This window comes from Arthrobacter sp. NPDC055138, assembly GCF_053607305.1.
This window is the reverse complement of the sequence record NZ_JBSGTH010000005.1, coordinates 271,303-287,713: the sequence shown is the minus strand read 5'-3', so window position 1 is coordinate 287,713 and position 16,411 is coordinate 271,303. Positions and strand designations below refer to the sequence as shown.

Sequence of the window (16,411 nt, the reverse complement as noted above, 5' to 3'; positions counted from 1 at the left end):
CCGTGACCGTCCGCGTGGGTACCCGCGCCAGCGCCCTGGCCGTCACCCAGACCACCACCGTGGCCGAGGCACTGGCCGCCGGGGGAGCGCTGGAGTACGAACTGGTCCGGATCAAGACCGAGGGCGACGTGCTCAAGGGGCCGCTGGCCCAAATCGGCGGCACCGGTGTGTTCACCGCCGCCCTGCGCGAGGCGTTGTTGGACGACCGCTGCGACGTGGCCGTGCATTCGCTCAAGGACCTGCCCACCGGCGTGGCGGAGGGTTTGCAGATCGCCGCCATTCCGGTGCGGGTGGATGTCCGGGACGCGTTGTGCGCCCGCGACGGACTGACCCTTGCCGAACTGCCGGCCGGGGCTAAGGTGGGCACGGGCTCGCCGCGCCGGGCGGCCCAGTTGCGCGCCGCCCGCCCCGATCTGGACGTGGTGGACATCCGCGGCAACGTGGACACCCGGCTGGGACGGGTCAAGGGGTTGACCGGTGAAGCGATGGTCGAAGGAAAGCACGCCGATCTTGACGCCGTCGTGCTGGCCGCCGCCGGCCTGGCCCGGCTGGGCCGAACCCAGCATGTAACGGAACTGCTGGATCCGTCGGTCATGCTGCCCGCCCCGGGCCAAGGTGCGCTGGCCGTTGAATGCCGGGTGGCCGACACAGCGGCCGGCACGGCGCTGGCCGGCGCGCTGGCCGAGTACGACGACGCGGAAAGCCGTTTGGCCGTGACCGCCGAACGCTCGCTGCTGGCACGGTTGGAAGCCGGCTGCAGCGCTCCGGTGGGGGCGCTGGCACGGGTGGACGCCGGCAGCCTGATCCTGCGGGCAGTGGTCTGCAGCCCCGACGGCAGCCGTCTGCTGCACGGTGAGCAGCAGGTGCACGCCGCCGGTGCCGAAGACGCCGTGGCGCTGGGGGCCAGGCTGGCGGAAGAGTTGCTCGGGCAGGGCGCCGGCGACTTGATGAGCCAGGCTGGCCACTGACCATGGCGTTGCTGCGGCAGCGCGGGGCGCCGCAGAACCAGCTCCAGGGGCTGCGGGTGGTCCTGCCGCGCACACCGGACCGTGCGGCCGGGATGGCAGCCGAGCTGCTCCGGCGGGGCGCATCGTCCAGCGTGATGCCGCTGATCGATTTCGAGCGGACGGACAAGCCCGCCGAACTGGACGAAGCCCTCACCCTGCTGGCCCAGCACAAGGTGGACTGGCTGGTGATCACCAGCATCACCACGGTGCGGGCGCTCAAGGCCTGCGCCCTGGACCGCGGAACCAGTCTGGCCGCCCTGGTCGGCGACACCAAGGTTGCCGCCGTCGGCACGCCGAGCGCCAAGGCGCTTGAGGCGGAAGGCATCTCGGTGGACCTGGTTCCGCCCGGCAGCATGGACGCCGTCGGCCTGGTGGAAGCCTGGCCGCTTCCGCCCGAAGGCGCCAGCCGTTCGACGGAGCGGATGATGGTGTTGCTGCCGCAGGCCGACATCGCCGCCCCCACGGTTTTCGAAGGCTTGATGGCCAAAGGCTGGCAGGTGCTGCCCGTCACCGCCTACCGGACCGTGGACTACCCCGCCCGGCCGGAGTTCCGGCTGACGGCCGCGCTGGAGATCGCATCCGGTGAGCGCGCCGACGGCATGGAAGTCATTACGGCTGCCGATTTCCGCGGCCGCGCGCTCGACGGCGGCATTGACGCCGTCGTCCTGACCTCGCCCAGCGTGACCCGGCGGTTGGCCGGTCTTCTGGACCCCTGGCCGGCCGGACTCCGGCTGATCGCCATCGGCAATAGTTCGGCACGGCAGGCCGCCGAACTGGGGCTGCAGATCGCGGCCACTGCTGCCGAACCGACGCCGTCCGGCATCGCCGACGCGCTCGCACAGACCCTGGAGCGCCAGCCCACCGAAACGGAAGGAACGCCATGAGCTTCCCCTACCACCGGCCCCGTCGACTGCGGACCACCGAAGCGATCCGCCGGATGACTGCGGAGGTCCGGACCCACCCGAACCAGTTGATCCTGCCCGCGTTCATCCGCGAAGGCATCAGTGAGCCGGTGCCGCTGCAGTCCATGCCGGGCGTGGTCCAGCACACCACGGACTCGCTCAAACGAGCGGCCGCCGAGGCCGTGGAGTTGGGACTGGGCGGAATCATGCTCTTCGGCGTTCCTGCGGTGCGCGACGCCGTCGGCAGCGCGGGGGTGGACCCCAACGGCGTCCTCAACCGCGCCATCGCCGACGTAAAGGCCGAGGTAGGCCACGACCTGGTGGTGATGGGCGACGTTTGCCTGGATGAATTCACCGACCACGGGCACTGCGGCGTGCTGGCTCCCGACGGCACGGTGGACAACGACGCCACGCTGCCGATCTACGCGGAGATGGCAGTGCTCCAGGCGGCGGCGGGAGCCGACGTGCTGGGTCCGTCCGGCATGATGGACGGCCAGGTGGCGGTGATCCGCCAGGCCTTGGACGAAGCCGGATACCAGAACGCCTCCATCCTGGCCTACGCCGCCAAATATGCTTCGGCCTTCTACGGACCCTTCCGTGAGGCGGTGGATTCGCAGCTCACCGGAGATCGGCGCACCTATCAGATGGATGCCGCCAACCGGCGCGAGGCCATCCGCGAAGTGGAGTTGGATCTGGCCGAAGGCGCCGACATGATCATGGTCAAGCCGGCCATGAGCTACTTGGACGTCCTCGCCGACGTGGCGGAGATGTCCCCGGTGCCGGTGGCCGCCTACCAGATCTCCGGCGAGTACGCGATGATCGAGGCGGCCGCAGCCAATGGCTGGATCGACCGCAAGGCCGCCATCCTGGAGTCGGTCCTCGGCATTCGCCGCGCCGGTGCCGACATGGTGCTGACCTACTGGGCCCCGGAACTGGCCCGCTGGCTGAAGTAGCCGCCTGAACTCCCTGCCGCCTGCGGTCGCCACCGTGCCCGCAGCGGACTCAAGCTGTGCCGAAAGGAACCATGACCATGACTAAAGCCTCCCGCTCCGAGGAACTCTTCGAACGCGCCCGCAAACTGATGCCTGGCGGCGTGAACTCGCCGGTGCGGGCCTTCGGCTCAGTCGGCGGAACCCCGCGCATGATGGTCAGCGGCAAGGGCGCCTACCTCACCGACGCCGATGGCCGCGAGTACGTAGACCTGGTCTGCTCATGGGGACCTGCCCTGCTGGGCCACGCCCACCCCGCCGTGCTCGAGGCCGTGCACTCCGCGGTGGACCGCGGCCTGTCCTTCGGCGCGTCCACGCCGGCCGAGTCCGAGTTGGCCGCCCTGGTCGTCGGCCGGGTCTCCGCCGTCGAGCGCCTGCGGATGGTCTCCACCGGTACGGAAGCGACCATGACCGCGGTCCGCCTTGCCCGCGGCTACACCGGGCGCAACCTGATCGTGAAGTTCGCCGGCTGCTACCACGGCCACTTGGACGGGCTCCTGGCCGCCGCGGGTTCCGGCGTCGCCACGCTGGCGCTGCCCGGCTCGGCCGGCGTCACCGAGGCGACCGCCGCCGAGACGCTGGTGCTGCCCTACAACGACATCACCGCCGTCGAAGAGGTCTTCGCCGCCCGCGGCAGCCAGATCGCCGCGGTCATCACCGAGGCGGCACCCGCCAATATGGGCGTGGTCACCCCCGCCGATGGCTTTAACGCCGGCTTGTCCCGGATCACCCGTGAACACGGTGCGCTGCTGATCCTGGACGAAGTGCTCACCGGCTTCCGTACCGGACATGCAGGTTACTGGGGGCTGACCGGCGGAGCCGTTGGTGCAGCCGATCCGTTCGTGCCCGATCTGCTGACCTTCGGCAAGGTCATCGGCGGCGGCATGCCGGTGGCTGCCTTGGGCGGCCGGGCGGACGTCATGGACTACCTGGCGCCGGTGGGCCCGGTCTACCAAGCCGGAACCCTCTCCGGCAACCCGATTGCCATGGCGGCAGGCGTCGCGACGCTGACTGCCGCAACGCCGGACGTCTACACGGCCATCGACTCCCGCTCGCGCGAACTGCAGGCCGCACTGTCCGCCGCCCTATCCGAGGCCGGCGTGGACCACAGTATCCAGACCGCGGGAAACCTGTTCAGCATGGCCTTTGGCACCTCGGTCCACGGCGTGCGCAACTACGCCGACGCGCAGGCCCAGGAAGCCTTCCGCTATGCGCCGTTCTTCCACGCGATGCTCGACGCCGGCGTCTACCTGCCGCCGTCGGTCTTCGAAGCCTGGTTCCTCTCGGCCGCGCATGACGACGCGGCGATGGAGAAGATCTTCGCGGCCCTGCCGGCGGCCGCGCGTGCCGCCGCGGCGGCCGAGCCCGCGGCCTGACCCACTGGCCGAGCCGGCGCCGCCCCCAGCGCCGCGCGGTACAGTGCCGGGCAGCCTCCGGCGTCCCCGGGCCGGCCAAGGGCATGGCAGACTGGTCCTAAGACCGGCCCCGTGAGGGGCCGGTCTGCCGAAACGTCAAACCAGGGGAGTGCAGATGGGCCTGTTGTCCAGGCGCAGGCAAATGCAGGAAAAGCACGACGGCGGGACCCGCCAGACGCCGGAGGCAGCCGTCCACACGCCGCCGCGGTCCATGTGGTCGGACGGTATGGGCCGGACGGCCACCCGTTCCGCACAACTGCTGCTGGCGCTGGCGCTGGCCGTTGTGGTGATCTACGGGCTGCTGCAACTGCGGCTGCTGGTCATCCCCTTCCTGATTGCCCTGATCTTGGCCGCGGCCGTGAGCCCGGTGGTGGGGGTGCTGCGCCGCTGGGGCTGGTCCCCGGCGCTCGCGACAGTCACCGCGTTCCTCGGGATCCTCGCAGTGCTCGGCGGAGTGGTCACCGGAATCGTCTTTGCGGTCCGCAGCGAATCGGACGAACTCGTCCGCTCCGCAAACGAGGGCTGGCTTCAGTTGCAGGACATGATGGCCAACTTCCCGCTGCCGGTGAGCCAGGGGCAGATCGACGAAGCGCTGGCGTCAGTGGTGGACTTCCTGACCAGCGCCGCCGCCGGTCGCAGCGCCCTCAGCGGGTTGTCGATGGCAGCGGAAATCATTACCGGGGCTGTCCTGATGGCCGTCATCCTATTCTTCTTCCTCAAAGACGGTCCGCGGATCTGGGGCTTCCTGCTCAGCTGGTTCCCGGCGGCGCGGCGGCCCAAGCTGGAAGAGGCCGGATCGCGTGCCACGGACGTGCTGGGCAGCTACGTCCGGGGGACTGCCACCGTAGCGGCCGTCGACGCCTTTTTCATCGGTCTCGCCCTGTTCATCCTCCAGGTACCGCTGGCGCTGCCACTATCGGTGCTGATCTTCATCGGCGGATTCATTCCGATTGTCGGCGCCACCGTTGCCGGCATCTTGGCCACCCTCGTGGCGCTGGTGGCCAATGGCCCGGTGGCAGCGCTGGTGGTGGTCGCCGTCGTGATTGTGGTGCAGCAGTTGGAAGGCAACTTCCTGCAGCCGGTGGTGATGGGGCGCTCCGTGAGCCTGCACTCGCTGGTAATCCTGCTGGCCTTGACCGCGGGGACCATCCTGGGCGGCATCATTGGTGCAGTCTTGGCCGTTCCGGTGACGGCGGTGTCCTGGGTGGTCATTCAGGTGCTCACCGGGCGTTCCTCCGGTGAGGAACCCGCACCGGTCAGGCGGCGCCGCTGAGCAGCGACGCCAACCGCACATGCGAGAGGTCCCCGGAAGCCGAAGCTTCCGGGGACCTCTTGTTGCCCGCGGCGGCCGCTGAGGCCAGCGGCCGGGGAGGAGGTTAGAAGGCGGGGAACACGTCGCCGTTGGGCCAGGTCTCCTCGATGAACTTCTTCACATCCGGGCTGTGCAGCAGTTCGTCGAGCTTGGCGACGGCGGGGTTCTCGTCGCCGGCCTTCCATACCAGGAAGTTGGCATACGGGTTGTTCTCGGCGGACTCGACGATGACCGCGTCCTCCGTTTTCAGGCCGGCATCCAGGATGAAGTTGCCGTTGATGATGGCCAGGTCGACCTTCGGATCATCGATCAGCTGGACCAGGATTTCGGGCTGGTTCTCCTCGAACTTCAGTCCCTTGGGGTTCTGCTCGTCGGTCAACGTCAGCGCCGCCGAATGATCCTCGATGCCCTTGAGCAGGCCCTCGGCTTCGAGCAGCTTCAGCGCGCGAGGCTGATTGGCCGGATCATTGGTGACGGCAATGGTTCCGCCGTCGGGGATCTCGTCGACAGTCTTGTGCTTGGAGGAGAACCCGGCGTACGGCTCAATGTGGATGCCTTCGCCGTGTTCGAAGTCGTAGCCCTTGTCAGCCACCTGCTGCTCAAAGAAGGCCAAGTGCTGGAAATAGTTGGCATCGAGCGAGCCATCGCTCAGGGCGATGTTCGGAGTCTGGTAGTCGGTGAATTCCTTGATGTCCAGGTCGATGCCGGCGTCCTTGGCCAAGTTCTCGTCCACGAACTGCAGGATCCGGCCCTGCGGGACCGGGGTGGCTCCGACCGTGACCGTCGTGGGATTGGCCGGGTCCAGCGTGGCATCAGCACTGGGGGTGGAATCTGAGCCACCGCAAGCCGTCAGCGCCAAGGCCGCGGCCAGGCCGGTACCAATGAGGGTTAGTGCTTTACGCATCTGCGTGCGTTCCTTTCAACTAACCGGGGCAGCCGCAGGCGGCTCATCCCGGATGTGGTGCAGCTAGCGGCTACTGGCTGCATTCCTCCGCGGCCTCACGGCTGGCGGGAGCATTGGGGGAGCGGGACTGCATTGTCCCTGTACTGACGGAGACCGTTCAGACGGCGGCGGCCGGTTCGTGCCGGCGTTTCTTGCTGCCCGCGCTGGCCGCGCTGCGGTGGTCCACCCGTCGGGCCGAGGCGTCGCCGATCCACTGGATCAGCTGGACCAAGACCACCATGATCACGATCGTGACCAGCATGACCGTGGTGTCGAAACGCTGGAAGCCGTAGTTGTAAGCGAGCTGGCCGAGGCCGCCGCCGCCGGTGAGGCCTGCCATCGCGGAGTAGCCCACCAAGGTGACCAACGTCGTCGTGAAGGCAGCCACCAGCCCGGGCAACGCTTCGGGAACCAGGACCTTGGCTACGACCTGCAAGCGGGTGGAGCCCATAACCATCGCGGCATCGATCTTGCCGGAGCTGACATCCCGCAAAGCGGTTTCCACCAAGCGGGCGAAAAACGGCACCGTGCCGATGGTGAGCGAGACACAGGCCGCCAAGGCGCCGATCGACGTACCGGTGATCGCCCGCGCCAGCGGGATCAACGCGATCATCAGGATGGCGAACGGTATGGACCTGGTGATATTCACGATGACGTCGGACACAATCCGGTTGGTCACCCGCATGGGCCGCAGGCCTCCCGGTGCGCTGGTGTAGAGGAAGATGCCCAGCGGCAGGCCGATCAGCAGGACAAAGACACCCGAGACACCGACCATCAGCAACGTTTCGCCGAGGGCTTTGGGCAGGGCGTTGGTGAGGGCCGGGTTGGTCATCAGCTCGTCGATAAAGTTCATACTGTCTCTTCCTGGACGACGCGTACGGCAACCCCTTGGCCGGTCAAGTGGCGGGCGAGGGACGCGGTGTCCGCCCCGGCCGGCAACTGGATGCGGAGGTGGCCGAACTGGGTGCCGGCCAACGACTCCACGCTGCCGGCAAGGACGTTCAGGTCCATGCCAAAGGCGCGTGCGGCCCCGGTGAGCACCGGTTCGGATGCGCTGTCGCCTGAATAAAGAATTTCCAGCACCGTGCCGCTGCCGTTCGTTTCGGCCGGCGGCAGCGGCAGCAGCGTGGTCGACAGGCGGCCGCCGAGATCGGCCGCCACATCGCGCAGCGGACCATGCTCGACGATCCGGCCCGCCTCAAGGAGCGAGACCGAGTCGCAAATGCGCTTGATGACCTGCATCTCGTGCGTGATCACCAGCACGGTCAGCTGGAGCCGCTGCGTGAGGTCGTGGATCAGCGTCAGGATTTCATCGGTGGTCTTCGGGTCCAGCGCCGACGTGGGCTCATCGCAGAGCAGGATGTCCGGATCGGAGGCGAGGGCGCGCGCAATGCCGACGCGCTGGCGCTGGCCGCCGGAAAGCTGGGACGGGTAGGCGTTCTCGAACCCCTCCAGTCCGACCAGCTTGAGCAGCTCGGCCACCTTCGAACGGATCGCCGCTTTGGGCGTCTTGACGATCTCCAGCGGATGCGCGACGTTCTGGGCAGCGGTGCGCGAATCCATCAGGTTCGCATGCTGGAAGATCATCCCGATGCGGCGCCGGGCCGTCCTGAGATCGGCGTCCCGGGCCGCGCTGAGCTCCGCCCCGTTGATTGACACCGAACCCGACGTCGGGCTGTCCAGCAGGGTCAGGCACCGCACCAAGGTGGACTTGCCCGCGCCGGAATGGCCGACGATGCCGTGGATGGACCCCTTGGGAACGGACAGGCTGACGCCGTCCAGGGCTACCACTTCGCGGTTGCCCTGGCGGTAGACCTTGCGCAGGTCGGTAACGGTGATCATGAAACCTCGGGGAGTTGAACTCAGGAAGCATTGGCGGCCGCCATAGCACGCGCCGCCGCCAAGTCTTAATTATGACAGCCGGGGCGGCACGCCGGAATTCGGCAAGAGGTTGCGTCATATTGCGACCCGAAGTTGACAGTCAAACTCTCTAAGGGTGCTTCGGAATTGCGCTTGGGCGGCAGGCGTCAAACGGCCGCGGGCATCAGGCGAACGGGCCAGACGCCGTCCACGACTGCGTCCGGATCGGTGCGCCGCAACCATTCCTGAAAGCTGGCTGCCTGTTGTGCGCACCAGCCGATTTGCCGTTCATGCAGGTCGGCCGCGTCGATGCACAGCCCGGTGTAGCGCCGGGCGAGGGCATCCGCGACTCCAATGGTTGCCAGCGCGTCGGCTGCCGACGTATGAGCAGCCTCCAGGCGCACTCCATAGAGTTCGCACAGCGCCACCAGCGTGCGCTTCCCCCGCCGATAGCGGTCCATCTGCTTATCCAAAATGAAGGGATCGATCACCGGAGTTGCTGCCGGGGAATTGAGGCCGTACCGCGCACATTCATTCGCCAGCACGGTGAAGTCGTAGGCGGCGTTGAAAGCCATGACGGGAACGCCGGCGTCAAACAATCCGGCCAACGCCTCGGCAATCCCGGCGGTGGCGGTGGCTGCATCGAGGCCTTCGGCACGTGCGCGTTCCGTGCTGATGCCGTGGATCGCTGCCGCTTCGGCGGGTATGTCGACGCCGGGGTCAACCAGCCACTCGCGCTCCTGCACCGTACGTCCCACTTCGTCGACCAGTACAAGGGAAGCCGTGACGATCCGGGCAGTATGCGGATCACGGCCCGTGGTTTCCAGATCGAAGGCGGCCCGGGGACGTTCATGCCAGCTGTTCATGCCGGTAACCGTAGCCGCCGGGTCGGACGAAATCGGGGAGGCACGGCGGAGCGCGCGAAACTCCGGGGCCTCGCGGGGCCCTGTGTAGGGCGGCACGGGCAGGTCAAATTACAATGGTGTAATGCGGGAAGCGGTGGTAGAAGCGGTCCTTGACCTCGCAGCGATCGTTCCGCCCGGCCGCGTGCTCTCGTACGGGGACGTTGCCGAGCTGCTCGAGGTGGGCGGGCCCCGGCTGGTCGGCAGGATCATGTCGCTCCACGGGGAAGCGGCCCCTTGGTGGCGCATCATTCGTGCCAATGGTTCGCTGCCCGATGTGCTGATGGCGCGGGCGGTGGTGCACTACCGCCGGGAGGGGACACCGCTGGCAGAGCCGGCTGCCGCTCCGGCGAAGGTGCGCATGGTCGAGGCCCGCTGGGTGCCCCACGACGAAGAATTCGCGGCGATCGAGCGGTTGCGACGCAAAGTGTCCGAGGCGACTGATGGGGTGGGTGCATGATGGAGACTAAGCCAGCGGCGGGGCTGAAACTGGTCCGGCCCGAAGGCACGTCCGCAGGCGCCCCGCTGCCGAGCCGGGACCAAGAAGCAGTCATCGGCCTGCCCGCCGGCTGTGGCCCGGTGCTGGTACTCGGAGGCCCGGGTACCGGGAAGACGACCGCCTTGGTGGAGCATGCGGTTCGTCGTGTGGAGAAGAGCGGCTTGGACCCGGCGGGCCTGCTTTTCATGGCCCCAAACCGGCTGGCAGCCTCGAGGCTGAGGGATGCCTTGACGGCGCGGCTCGACCGCAGCCTGGGCACGTCGCCGGCCAGAACCTGGTCTGCCTACGCCTTCGACCTGATCCGCCGGGCCCGCGTGGAAGGTCTGCTGCCGCTGGTGGAACGGGCTCCGCGGCTGCTGTCCGGGCCCGAACAGGACCAGATCATCGCCGAGCTGCTGGCCGGCCATCGAGCGGGCTATGGCCAAGGAGCCGACTGGCCGGATGACCTGCAGCAGGCGCTGGCGACGCGTGGCTTCCGGCAGGAGATCCGCCAGCTTTTCGACCGGTTGACCGAGTACGGCAGCACCGCCGCGCAGTTGGAGCTCCTGGGCGCCGAGTGCGGCCGCCCGGACTGGACTGCCGCGGCACAGCTCTACCGTGAATACCGGGACCTGATCGACCTCCGGATGCCTGAGGCCTTCGACCCGGCCGGCATCATTACATCGGCGCGTCAACTGTTGCTGGAACATCCCGGACTCCTTGACCGGGAACGCAGCCGCCTACAGCTGGTCCTGGCGGATGACCTGCAGGAAGCCAATCCGGCCGTCTTCGAGCTGTTGGCCTTGCTCGTCGAGGGACAGGACGCCGTGCTTGCGGCCTCACCGGACACGGTCGTCCAGGGGTTCCGCGGCGCCCGGCCGGATGTGATCGGTAAACTTCCGGGGCTCCTCGGTGCCCGAGACAAACCCTTGCAGACGCTGGTGTTGACCACCTCGCACCGGATGGCACCAGAAATCGCCGCCGCCTGGCAATCCACCGCGGTCAGAATCTCCCAGGTTGCCGGCGCCCACCGCGCCCGCGATCTTGTCCACCCTGGCCCGATGTCACAATCCGGAGCCGCCATCGAACCCGGCCGAGGAAACGCCGTAGCGGATGGTGCGCCCTCCGCCAGCGCGCACGTGGTGGCCTCGCCCGTCCACGAGCACCGCTATGTCGCCCAGCGGATCCTGGAGGCCCGGTTGTTCGAGGGCTACCGGCTCAGTGAGATGGCGGTGATCGTCCGGACCGGCGGCCAACTCTCCTCCCTCGCGCGCTACCTCACCGGCCAAGACATTGCGGTTAAAGTTCCGGTGGCTGAAAGCGCGGTGCGCGACGAAGCAGCCGTCCGGCCGTTGCTGGACGCGTTGGCCATGGCCCTCGATCCGGATCTGCTTAACGCAGACACCGCCGTTTCCCTGCTGACCTCCAGGATCGGGGGCGCTACGGCAATTGACCTGCGCCGCCTGCGCCAGGCCCTGCGGCGCGAAGAGCTGCTCGGTGGCGGGGGGCGGTCCAGCGATGCCCTGCTGGTGGAGGCGCTGGGCGACGCTGCGTTCCTGAGCACATTGGGGAGGGAGGGCGGTGCCGCACGGAGGGTCGCGCGGATGCTCCAGGCCGGCCGGGAGGCAGCGGCAGCGCCGGGAGCCAATGCGGAGACCGTGCTGTGGGCCCTGTGGTCGGCAGCCGGGCTCGCGGACCGCTGGGCCGCGCAGGCACTGCAAGGGGGACCGGCCGGTGTGCGGGCCGACCGTGATCTCGACGCCATGATGGCGTTGTTCCAGACGGCCGAACGGTATGTGGACCAGCTTCCCGGATCCAGCCCGAGGCAGTTCCTGGAGTACTTGCTGAATCAGGAACTGCCGATGGACAACCTGGCGCCGCGCGCCCAGCTGCGCGAAGCGGTGGAACTGCTCACCCCGGCCTCCGCGGCTGGCCGGGGATGGCCGCTGGTTATCGTGGCGGGGGTCCAGGAAGGGGTGTGGCCAAACACCCGGCTGCGCGGAGAGCTGTTGGGCAGCACCCAATTCGTCGACGTCCTGGAGCACGGTGCCGAGGAGGCACGGCGGATCGACGCGGTGGCACGGCTGCGCGAGATCCGGTATGACGAATTGCGCAGTTTTTCCACCGCAATCTCCCGCGCTGAACGCCGGTTGATCTGCACGGCCGTGCAATCGGAAGATGCCCAGCCGTCCCAGTTCCTGGACCTGGTTGATCCGTGGCTGGACCCGGAGACTCCCCGGCCGGCCACCGAAGTACTCCGGCCGCGGACCGTGCGGGCGCTGGCCGCGGAACTCCGGCAGGCCGCCCAGCAGGCAACTGACCGTCCGGAACAAGCTGCAGACGCCGCGGCGGTTTTGGCCATGCTGGCGGCCAGTCCGGTGCCGGTGCCGGGGGCGCATCCCCGCGACTGGTGGGGGCTGCTGCCCCTGAGCAGCACGGCACCGGTCGTGCCGGAAGGGGAACCGGTCCCGGTATCCCCGTCGAAGGTGGAGGCTGTCCAGAAGTCGCCGCTGGACTGGTTCATCCAGGCCGCCGGGGGCGAAGCAGCCACCGATTTTGCCCGCAGCCTGGGCACGCTGGTCCACGCTATTGCGCAGGACCTTCCCGCGGGCACCGGAAGCGAATACGTGGCGGAACTTGTCCGCCGCTGGCCGCAGTTGGGCATGAAGGAGAACTGGGAAGGCCGGTTGGACTTCAACCGGGCCGAAGGCATGGTCCGGAGACTGGCCCAGTACGTGGTCCAGATGCGTCTGGAAGGACGGAGCCTGGCCGGCGTGGAGCAGGACTTCTCCGTGGATCTGCAAGGGCCCGAGCGCGTGGCCAGGCTCCGCGGACAAGTGGACCGGTTGGAGCTGGACGCCGACGGACGGCTGCACATTGTGGACCTGAAGACAGGACGCTCCGCCCCGACGAAAGCGGAACTGGAACGGCACCCGCAGCTCGGAAGCTACCAGGCGGCGGTGCGGGCCGGAGGTTTTTCCGGGCACCCACCGGCCGCCGGCGGCGCATCCCTGGTCCAACTCGGACAGGACCTGAAATCGGTCAAGGTCCAGCAGCAGGAAAGCCTGGCCGACGGCGATGACTGGGCGACGCCGATGATTCATGAGGCAGCGGCACTGATGTCCGCCTCGCAGTTCGAAGCCCGGCATGATCCGCAGCGGTCCCGGAACGGCGGCCACGGCTGCCGGGCCCCGGAAATATGTCCCCTGTGCGCAGAAGGAAGGCAGGTCACCGAATGAGCATCGGATCGGTCACCACCACTTACACCCCCGAAGAACTCGCCGGTTCGCTGGGCCAGCATCTGCCCACCGAGGAACAATCCGCCATCATCAGCTCCGCGATGCAGCCGTTGCTGGTGATAGCCGGCGCCGGCTCCGGCAAGACCGCGACCATGGCGGACCGCGTCGTCTGGCTGGTGGCCAACGGCCTCGTGCGGCCCGACGAGATCCTCGGCGTCACGTTCACGCGCAAAGCCGCCGGGGAACTCGCCGCCCGGATCCGTGCCCAGCTGGCCAGACTGGACCGCAAGGGACTGCTGCCGCAGGAGGCGGACAATGCCGCCGGATTCGTGGAGCCTAAGGTCTCCACCTATCACTCCTACGCCAACGGCCTGGTCAGCGACTACGGGCTGCGTCTAGGCATCGAACGCGACGTGGTGCTGCTCGGCACGGCGCAGTCCTGGCAGCTGGCCAGCCAATGCGTGGAGGCCTATGACGGCCCCATCGAACACCTGGTGGCCGCCAAGTCGACGCTGGTCGGCTCCGTTATGCAGTTCGCATCAGAATGCTCGGAGCATCTGGTGACCCCTGAGCAGGCGGCCGAATACTTGGAGAAGGAAGTGGAGCGGGTCGCCGCCCTTCCTTACATCGACGGCAGCACGAAGCCGGCCAAACAGGACGTCCGAAAACTGCTGGATCGGCTGCGCACGCGGATTACGGTGGCAGGCCTCGCAGCCGCGTACAACCGGGCCAAGCGGGAACGCGGCGTACTGGACTACGGCGATCTCGTCTCGCTGGCGGCGCGCATCGCCCGCGAAGTGCCGCAGGCCCGCCAACTCGAACGCAGCCGCTACAAAGTGGTGTTGCTCGACGAATTCCAAGACACCTCCCACGCCCAGATGGTGTTGTTCTCCGAACTGTTCGGGGACGGGCACGCCGTGACCGCAGTGGGAGACCCCAACCAATCCATCTACGGCTTCCGCGGTGCTTCGGCAGGCCAGCTTTTCGCCTTCCAAGAGCAATTCCCGCTGGTGGACGACGACGGACGCCGCGCCCCCGCTCCAGCGGGCTTCCTCACGGTCGCTTGGCGCAACAGCGAGAACATCCTGCGGATGGCCAACCGGATTTCCGCACCGCTGAACAGGGAAGATCCGAACCGGCCGCGCCCCGGCAGGATCAGTGTTCCGCCGCTGCGCCCCCGGCCCGGAGCCACAGATGGAACAGTGGCGCTGGGGCGGTACGCGACCGAGGCGGAAGAAACCGAGGCCCTCGCCGACGCCATCGAACGGGCGAGGATGACAGTCTTCGCGCGGGATCCGGAAACGGGCAGGGCAGAGCAAGTCAGTGCAGCGGTCTTGTGCCGGCGGCGAGCCCAGATTCCCGGCATCGCCAAAGCACTGGACGAACGGGGCATTCCCTACGAAATCGTTGGGCTGGCCGGACTGCTGACCCAGCCTGACATTGTGGACCTGGTGGCAATGCTGCGGGTCCTGGCGGATCCGGGACGCTCCGATGCGCTGATGCGGTTGTTGGCGGGTGCCCGCTGGCGGATTGGACCTGCGGACCTCATGGCCTTGGCCGACTGGTCGCGCTTCCTGGAGCGCAAGCGCCTCAGCGCCGTCCGGGCCGGCGAGGCTCCCGATCTGGACCGGGATGAGGCGACCGCGGAAACCGTCGTCGAACACGATCTGGCCGAGGCAGCGTCGCTGATTGAGGCTCTCGACCGGCTGCCCAGGCCGGGCTGGACCTCACGCCATGGGCGCTCGTTGACGCCTGTAGCGCTGGAGCGGCTGGCACGCTTGGCGGATGAGGTCCGCTACCTGCGCAGCTTCATCGGCGACGACCTGACGCTACTGCTGGGTGAAGTCGAACGCACCATGATGCTGGATATCGAGGTCGCCTCCAAGCCGGGCCAGAGCATCCACCAGGCCCGGCGCAACCTTGATGCGTTCCACGATGCTGCGGCCGCGTTCATGCAGACATCGCAACGCGTTGACCTGCTGGCCTTCCTCGCGTGGCTGGAAGCCGCGGCCGCCGAGGAAGGAGGACTGGACATGGCCCAAGTGGATGTTCGTCACGATGCCGTGCAGCTCCTCACCGTCCACGCGTCCAAGGGGCTGGAGTGGGATGCGGTCTTCGTGCCCGGGCTCAACGACGGAGCCTTCCCCTCGTCGTCGGACAGCCGGTGGAGCAGCGGTCACGCGGCGCTGCCCTGGCCGTTGCGCGGAGACCGCTCGGATCTGCCCCAATGGGACACCGACCAGCCGGACCAGCTGTCCTGGTTGGATGCTGAGACTGACTATAAGGGGGAGGTCCAGGCCCACGGCGAAGACGAAGAGCGCCGGCTGGCCTACGTCGCCTATACCCGGGCCAAACATCTGCTGGTCTGCAGTTCCGCCGGCTGGACCGGCAGCAAGGTGAAGCCAACGGCGGCCTCGGTGTTTCTCACCGAACTGCACGAGTTGTCGCAGAGCTCACCCGGTACGGTGCAGGTGGCGCGTTGGGTGCAGGACGAGGATCTTGGGCCGGAAAATCCGTTCCGCGCCGAAGTGGAATCGGCGCTGTGGCCCTTTGACCCGTTGGAAGGACCGCGGGTTTACCGCAACGGTGTGCCACAGCGCCAACGTGCCGGCCGGCGTGCGGCCATGGAGCAGGCAGCCGAGGCAGTGCTCGAATCGCTGGAACAGGACCGCCGGCCTCCCGCGGATTCAGCGTGGGCGCATGAAGCCAGACTGTTATTGGAACGGCACAAAGCCGCGCCAACTGCTGGAGAGGTGCAGTTGCCGGCCCACATCTCCGCTTCGCTGCTGGTGGACTTGGCCGATGACCCCGCCGAAGTCACCCGGCGCCTGCGCCGTCCGGTGCCGCGCAAGCCCGGAATGGCGGCCAGGAAGGGCACGGCCTTCCACGGGTGGATCGAGGAATACTTCGGCACCACGGGGATGCTGGACCTCGAGGCATACCCGGGGGCGGCCGACTCCTACATTGACGAGGCGTACGACCTGGACGGGCTGATCAAGACGTTCAAGGACTCGGAATGGGCCGGCCGGGTGCCGGCAGCCATCGAAGTGCCCGTGGAGACCCGGGTCGGCGACGTTGTGGTGCGCGGGCGAATCGATGCAGTCTTCCGGGACACCGACGGCTGCTGGGACCTGATTGACTGGAAGACCGGCACCGCGCCGACGGGCCGGCAGATGGCCGTCAAATCCGTGCAGCTTGCCGTCTACCGGCTGGCGTGGGCCCGACTGCAGGGTATCAACCTGGACCAGGTCAAGGCCGCCTTCTACTACGTTGCCCAGGACCGGCTGGTGAGGCCTCACGATCTGGCCGGTGAAGAGGAACTGGAAGCGGCGGTCTTGAGGGCCTACGCCTAGGAGGGTGTCGC

At 67.9% G+C, this 16,411-nt stretch carries 12 protein-coding genes; 8 read left to right on the top strand and 4 right to left on the bottom strand.

Annotation, left to right across the window (positions count from 1 at the left end; translation table 11 throughout):
* Positions 1–2: 2 nt before the first annotated feature.
* The 5 genes from hemC (at position 3) to ACWF5H_RS14360 (ending at position 5,586) form a co-directional block, all read left to right on the top strand.
* Positions 3–968 carry a hydroxymethylbilane synthase gene (gene hemC, locus ACWF5H_RS14380; protein ID WP_452037781.1) on the top strand — a complete coding sequence of 322 codons (966 nt, stop codon included), beginning with the start codon at positions 3–5 and terminating at the stop codon, positions 966–968.
* 2 nt (positions 969–970) lie between these two features.
* On the top strand, positions 971–1,891 hold the full coding sequence (locus tag ACWF5H_RS14375; protein ID WP_452037643.1) for a uroporphyrinogen-III synthase: 921 nt from the start codon (positions 971–973) through the stop codon (positions 1,889–1,891).
* A complete protein-coding gene (hemB, locus tag ACWF5H_RS14370) occupies positions 1,888–2,862 on the top strand; it encodes a porphobilinogen synthase (RefSeq protein WP_452037642.1) in 975 nt (324 codons plus the stop codon). The genes ACWF5H_RS14375 and hemB overlap by 4 nt, the downstream gene beginning before the upstream one ends.
* A 77-nt stretch (positions 2,863–2,939) precedes the next feature.
* On the top strand, positions 2,940–4,274 hold the full coding sequence (gene hemL / locus ACWF5H_RS14365; protein WP_452037641.1) for a glutamate-1-semialdehyde 2,1-aminomutase: 1,335 nt from the start codon (positions 2,940–2,942) through the stop codon (positions 4,272–4,274).
* Between the two features lie 181 nt (positions 4,275–4,455).
* Positions 4,456–5,586, top strand: coding sequence for an AI-2E family transporter (locus ACWF5H_RS14360; protein ID WP_452037639.1), 1,131 nt, complete (start codon positions 4,456–4,458; stop codon positions 5,584–5,586).
* 103 nt (positions 5,587–5,689) lie between these two features.
* Here the strand turns inward: ACWF5H_RS14360 and ACWF5H_RS14355 are convergent, their stop codons facing one another.
* The 4 genes from ACWF5H_RS14355 to ACWF5H_RS14340 all read right to left on the bottom strand — a co-directional run bounded on the left by ACWF5H_RS14355 (position 5,690) and on the right by ACWF5H_RS14340 (position 9,294).
* Positions 5,690–6,529, bottom strand: a complete 840-nt coding sequence (locus ACWF5H_RS14355) for a MetQ/NlpA family ABC transporter substrate-binding protein (protein ID WP_452037637.1) — start codon at positions 6,527–6,529, stop codon at positions 5,690–5,692.
* A gap of 157 nt (positions 6,530–6,686) precedes the next feature.
* Positions 6,687–7,421 (bottom strand): methionine ABC transporter permease, encoded by a 735-nt coding sequence (locus ACWF5H_RS14350; RefSeq protein WP_364648206.1) that lies wholly within the window; start codon positions 7,419–7,421, stop codon positions 6,687–6,689.
* Complete coding sequence (locus ACWF5H_RS14345; RefSeq protein ID WP_452037635.1) at positions 7,418–8,410, bottom strand: methionine ABC transporter ATP-binding protein; 993 nt, start codon at positions 8,408–8,410, stop codon at positions 7,418–7,420. The genes ACWF5H_RS14350 and ACWF5H_RS14345 overlap by 4 nt, the downstream gene beginning before the upstream one ends.
* Before the next feature lie 185 nt (positions 8,411–8,595).
* Positions 8,596–9,294 carry an exonuclease domain-containing protein gene (locus ACWF5H_RS14340; protein WP_452037633.1) on the bottom strand — a complete coding sequence of 233 codons (699 nt, stop codon included), beginning with the start codon at positions 9,292–9,294 and terminating at the stop codon, positions 8,596–8,598.
* 121 nt (positions 9,295–9,415) lie between these two features.
* On the opposite strand from ACWF5H_RS14340, the gene ACWF5H_RS14335 reads away from it, so the two are divergent.
* Genes ACWF5H_RS14335 through ACWF5H_RS14325 form a run of 3 tightly spaced genes read left to right on the top strand, consistent with a single transcriptional unit; the run spans position 9,416 to position 16,400 of the window.
* On the top strand, positions 9,416–9,790 hold the full coding sequence (locus tag ACWF5H_RS14335) for an MGMT family protein (RefSeq protein WP_452037632.1): 375 nt from the start codon (positions 9,416–9,418) through the stop codon (positions 9,788–9,790).
* Positions 9,790–13,047, top strand: a complete 3,258-nt coding sequence (locus ACWF5H_RS14330; RefSeq protein WP_452037779.1) for an ATP-dependent helicase — start codon at positions 9,790–9,792, stop codon at positions 13,045–13,047. The genes ACWF5H_RS14335 and ACWF5H_RS14330 overlap by 1 nt, the downstream gene beginning before the upstream one ends.
* A complete protein-coding gene (locus tag ACWF5H_RS14325) occupies positions 13,044–16,400 on the top strand; it encodes an ATP-dependent helicase (RefSeq protein WP_452037631.1) in 3,357 nt (1,118 codons plus the stop codon). The genes ACWF5H_RS14330 and ACWF5H_RS14325 overlap by 4 nt, the downstream gene beginning before the upstream one ends.
* Positions 16,401–16,411 lie beyond the last annotated feature (11 nt).

Coding starts and splice junctions, on each gene's coding strand:
- ACWF5H_RS14375 (WP_452037643.1), top strand. CDS start 971: ATGGCGTTGCTGCGGCAGCGCGGGGCGCCGCAGAACCAGCTCCAGGGG.
- hemB (WP_452037642.1), top strand. CDS start 1,888: ATGAGCTTCCCCTACCACCGGCCCCGTCGACTGCGGACCACCGAAGCG.
- hemL (WP_452037641.1), top strand. CDS start 2,940: ATGACTAAAGCCTCCCGCTCCGAGGAACTCTTCGAACGCGCCCGCAAA.
- ACWF5H_RS14360 (WP_452037639.1), top strand. CDS start 4,456: ATGCAGGAAAAGCACGACGGCGGGACCCGCCAGACGCCGGAGGCAGCC.
- ACWF5H_RS14355 (WP_452037637.1), bottom strand. CDS start 6,529: ATGCGTAAAGCACTAACCCTCATTGGTACCGGCCTGGCCGCGGCCTTG.
- ACWF5H_RS14350 (WP_364648206.1), bottom strand. CDS start 7,421: ATGAACTTTATCGACGAGCTGATGACCAACCCGGCCCTCACCAACGCC.
- ACWF5H_RS14345 (WP_452037635.1), bottom strand. CDS start 8,410: ATGATCACCGTTACCGACCTGCGCAAGGTCTACCGCCAGGGCAACCGC.
- ACWF5H_RS14340 (WP_452037633.1), bottom strand. CDS start 9,294: ATGAACAGCTGGCATGAACGTCCCCGGGCCGCCTTCGATCTGGAAACC.
- ACWF5H_RS14335 (WP_452037632.1), top strand. CDS start 9,416: ATGCGGGAAGCGGTGGTAGAAGCGGTCCTTGACCTCGCAGCGATCGTT.
- ACWF5H_RS14330 (WP_452037779.1), top strand. CDS start 9,790: ATGGAGACTAAGCCAGCGGCGGGGCTGAAACTGGTCCGGCCCGAAGGC.
- ACWF5H_RS14325 (WP_452037631.1), top strand. CDS start 13,044: ATGAGCATCGGATCGGTCACCACCACTTACACCCCCGAAGAACTCGCC.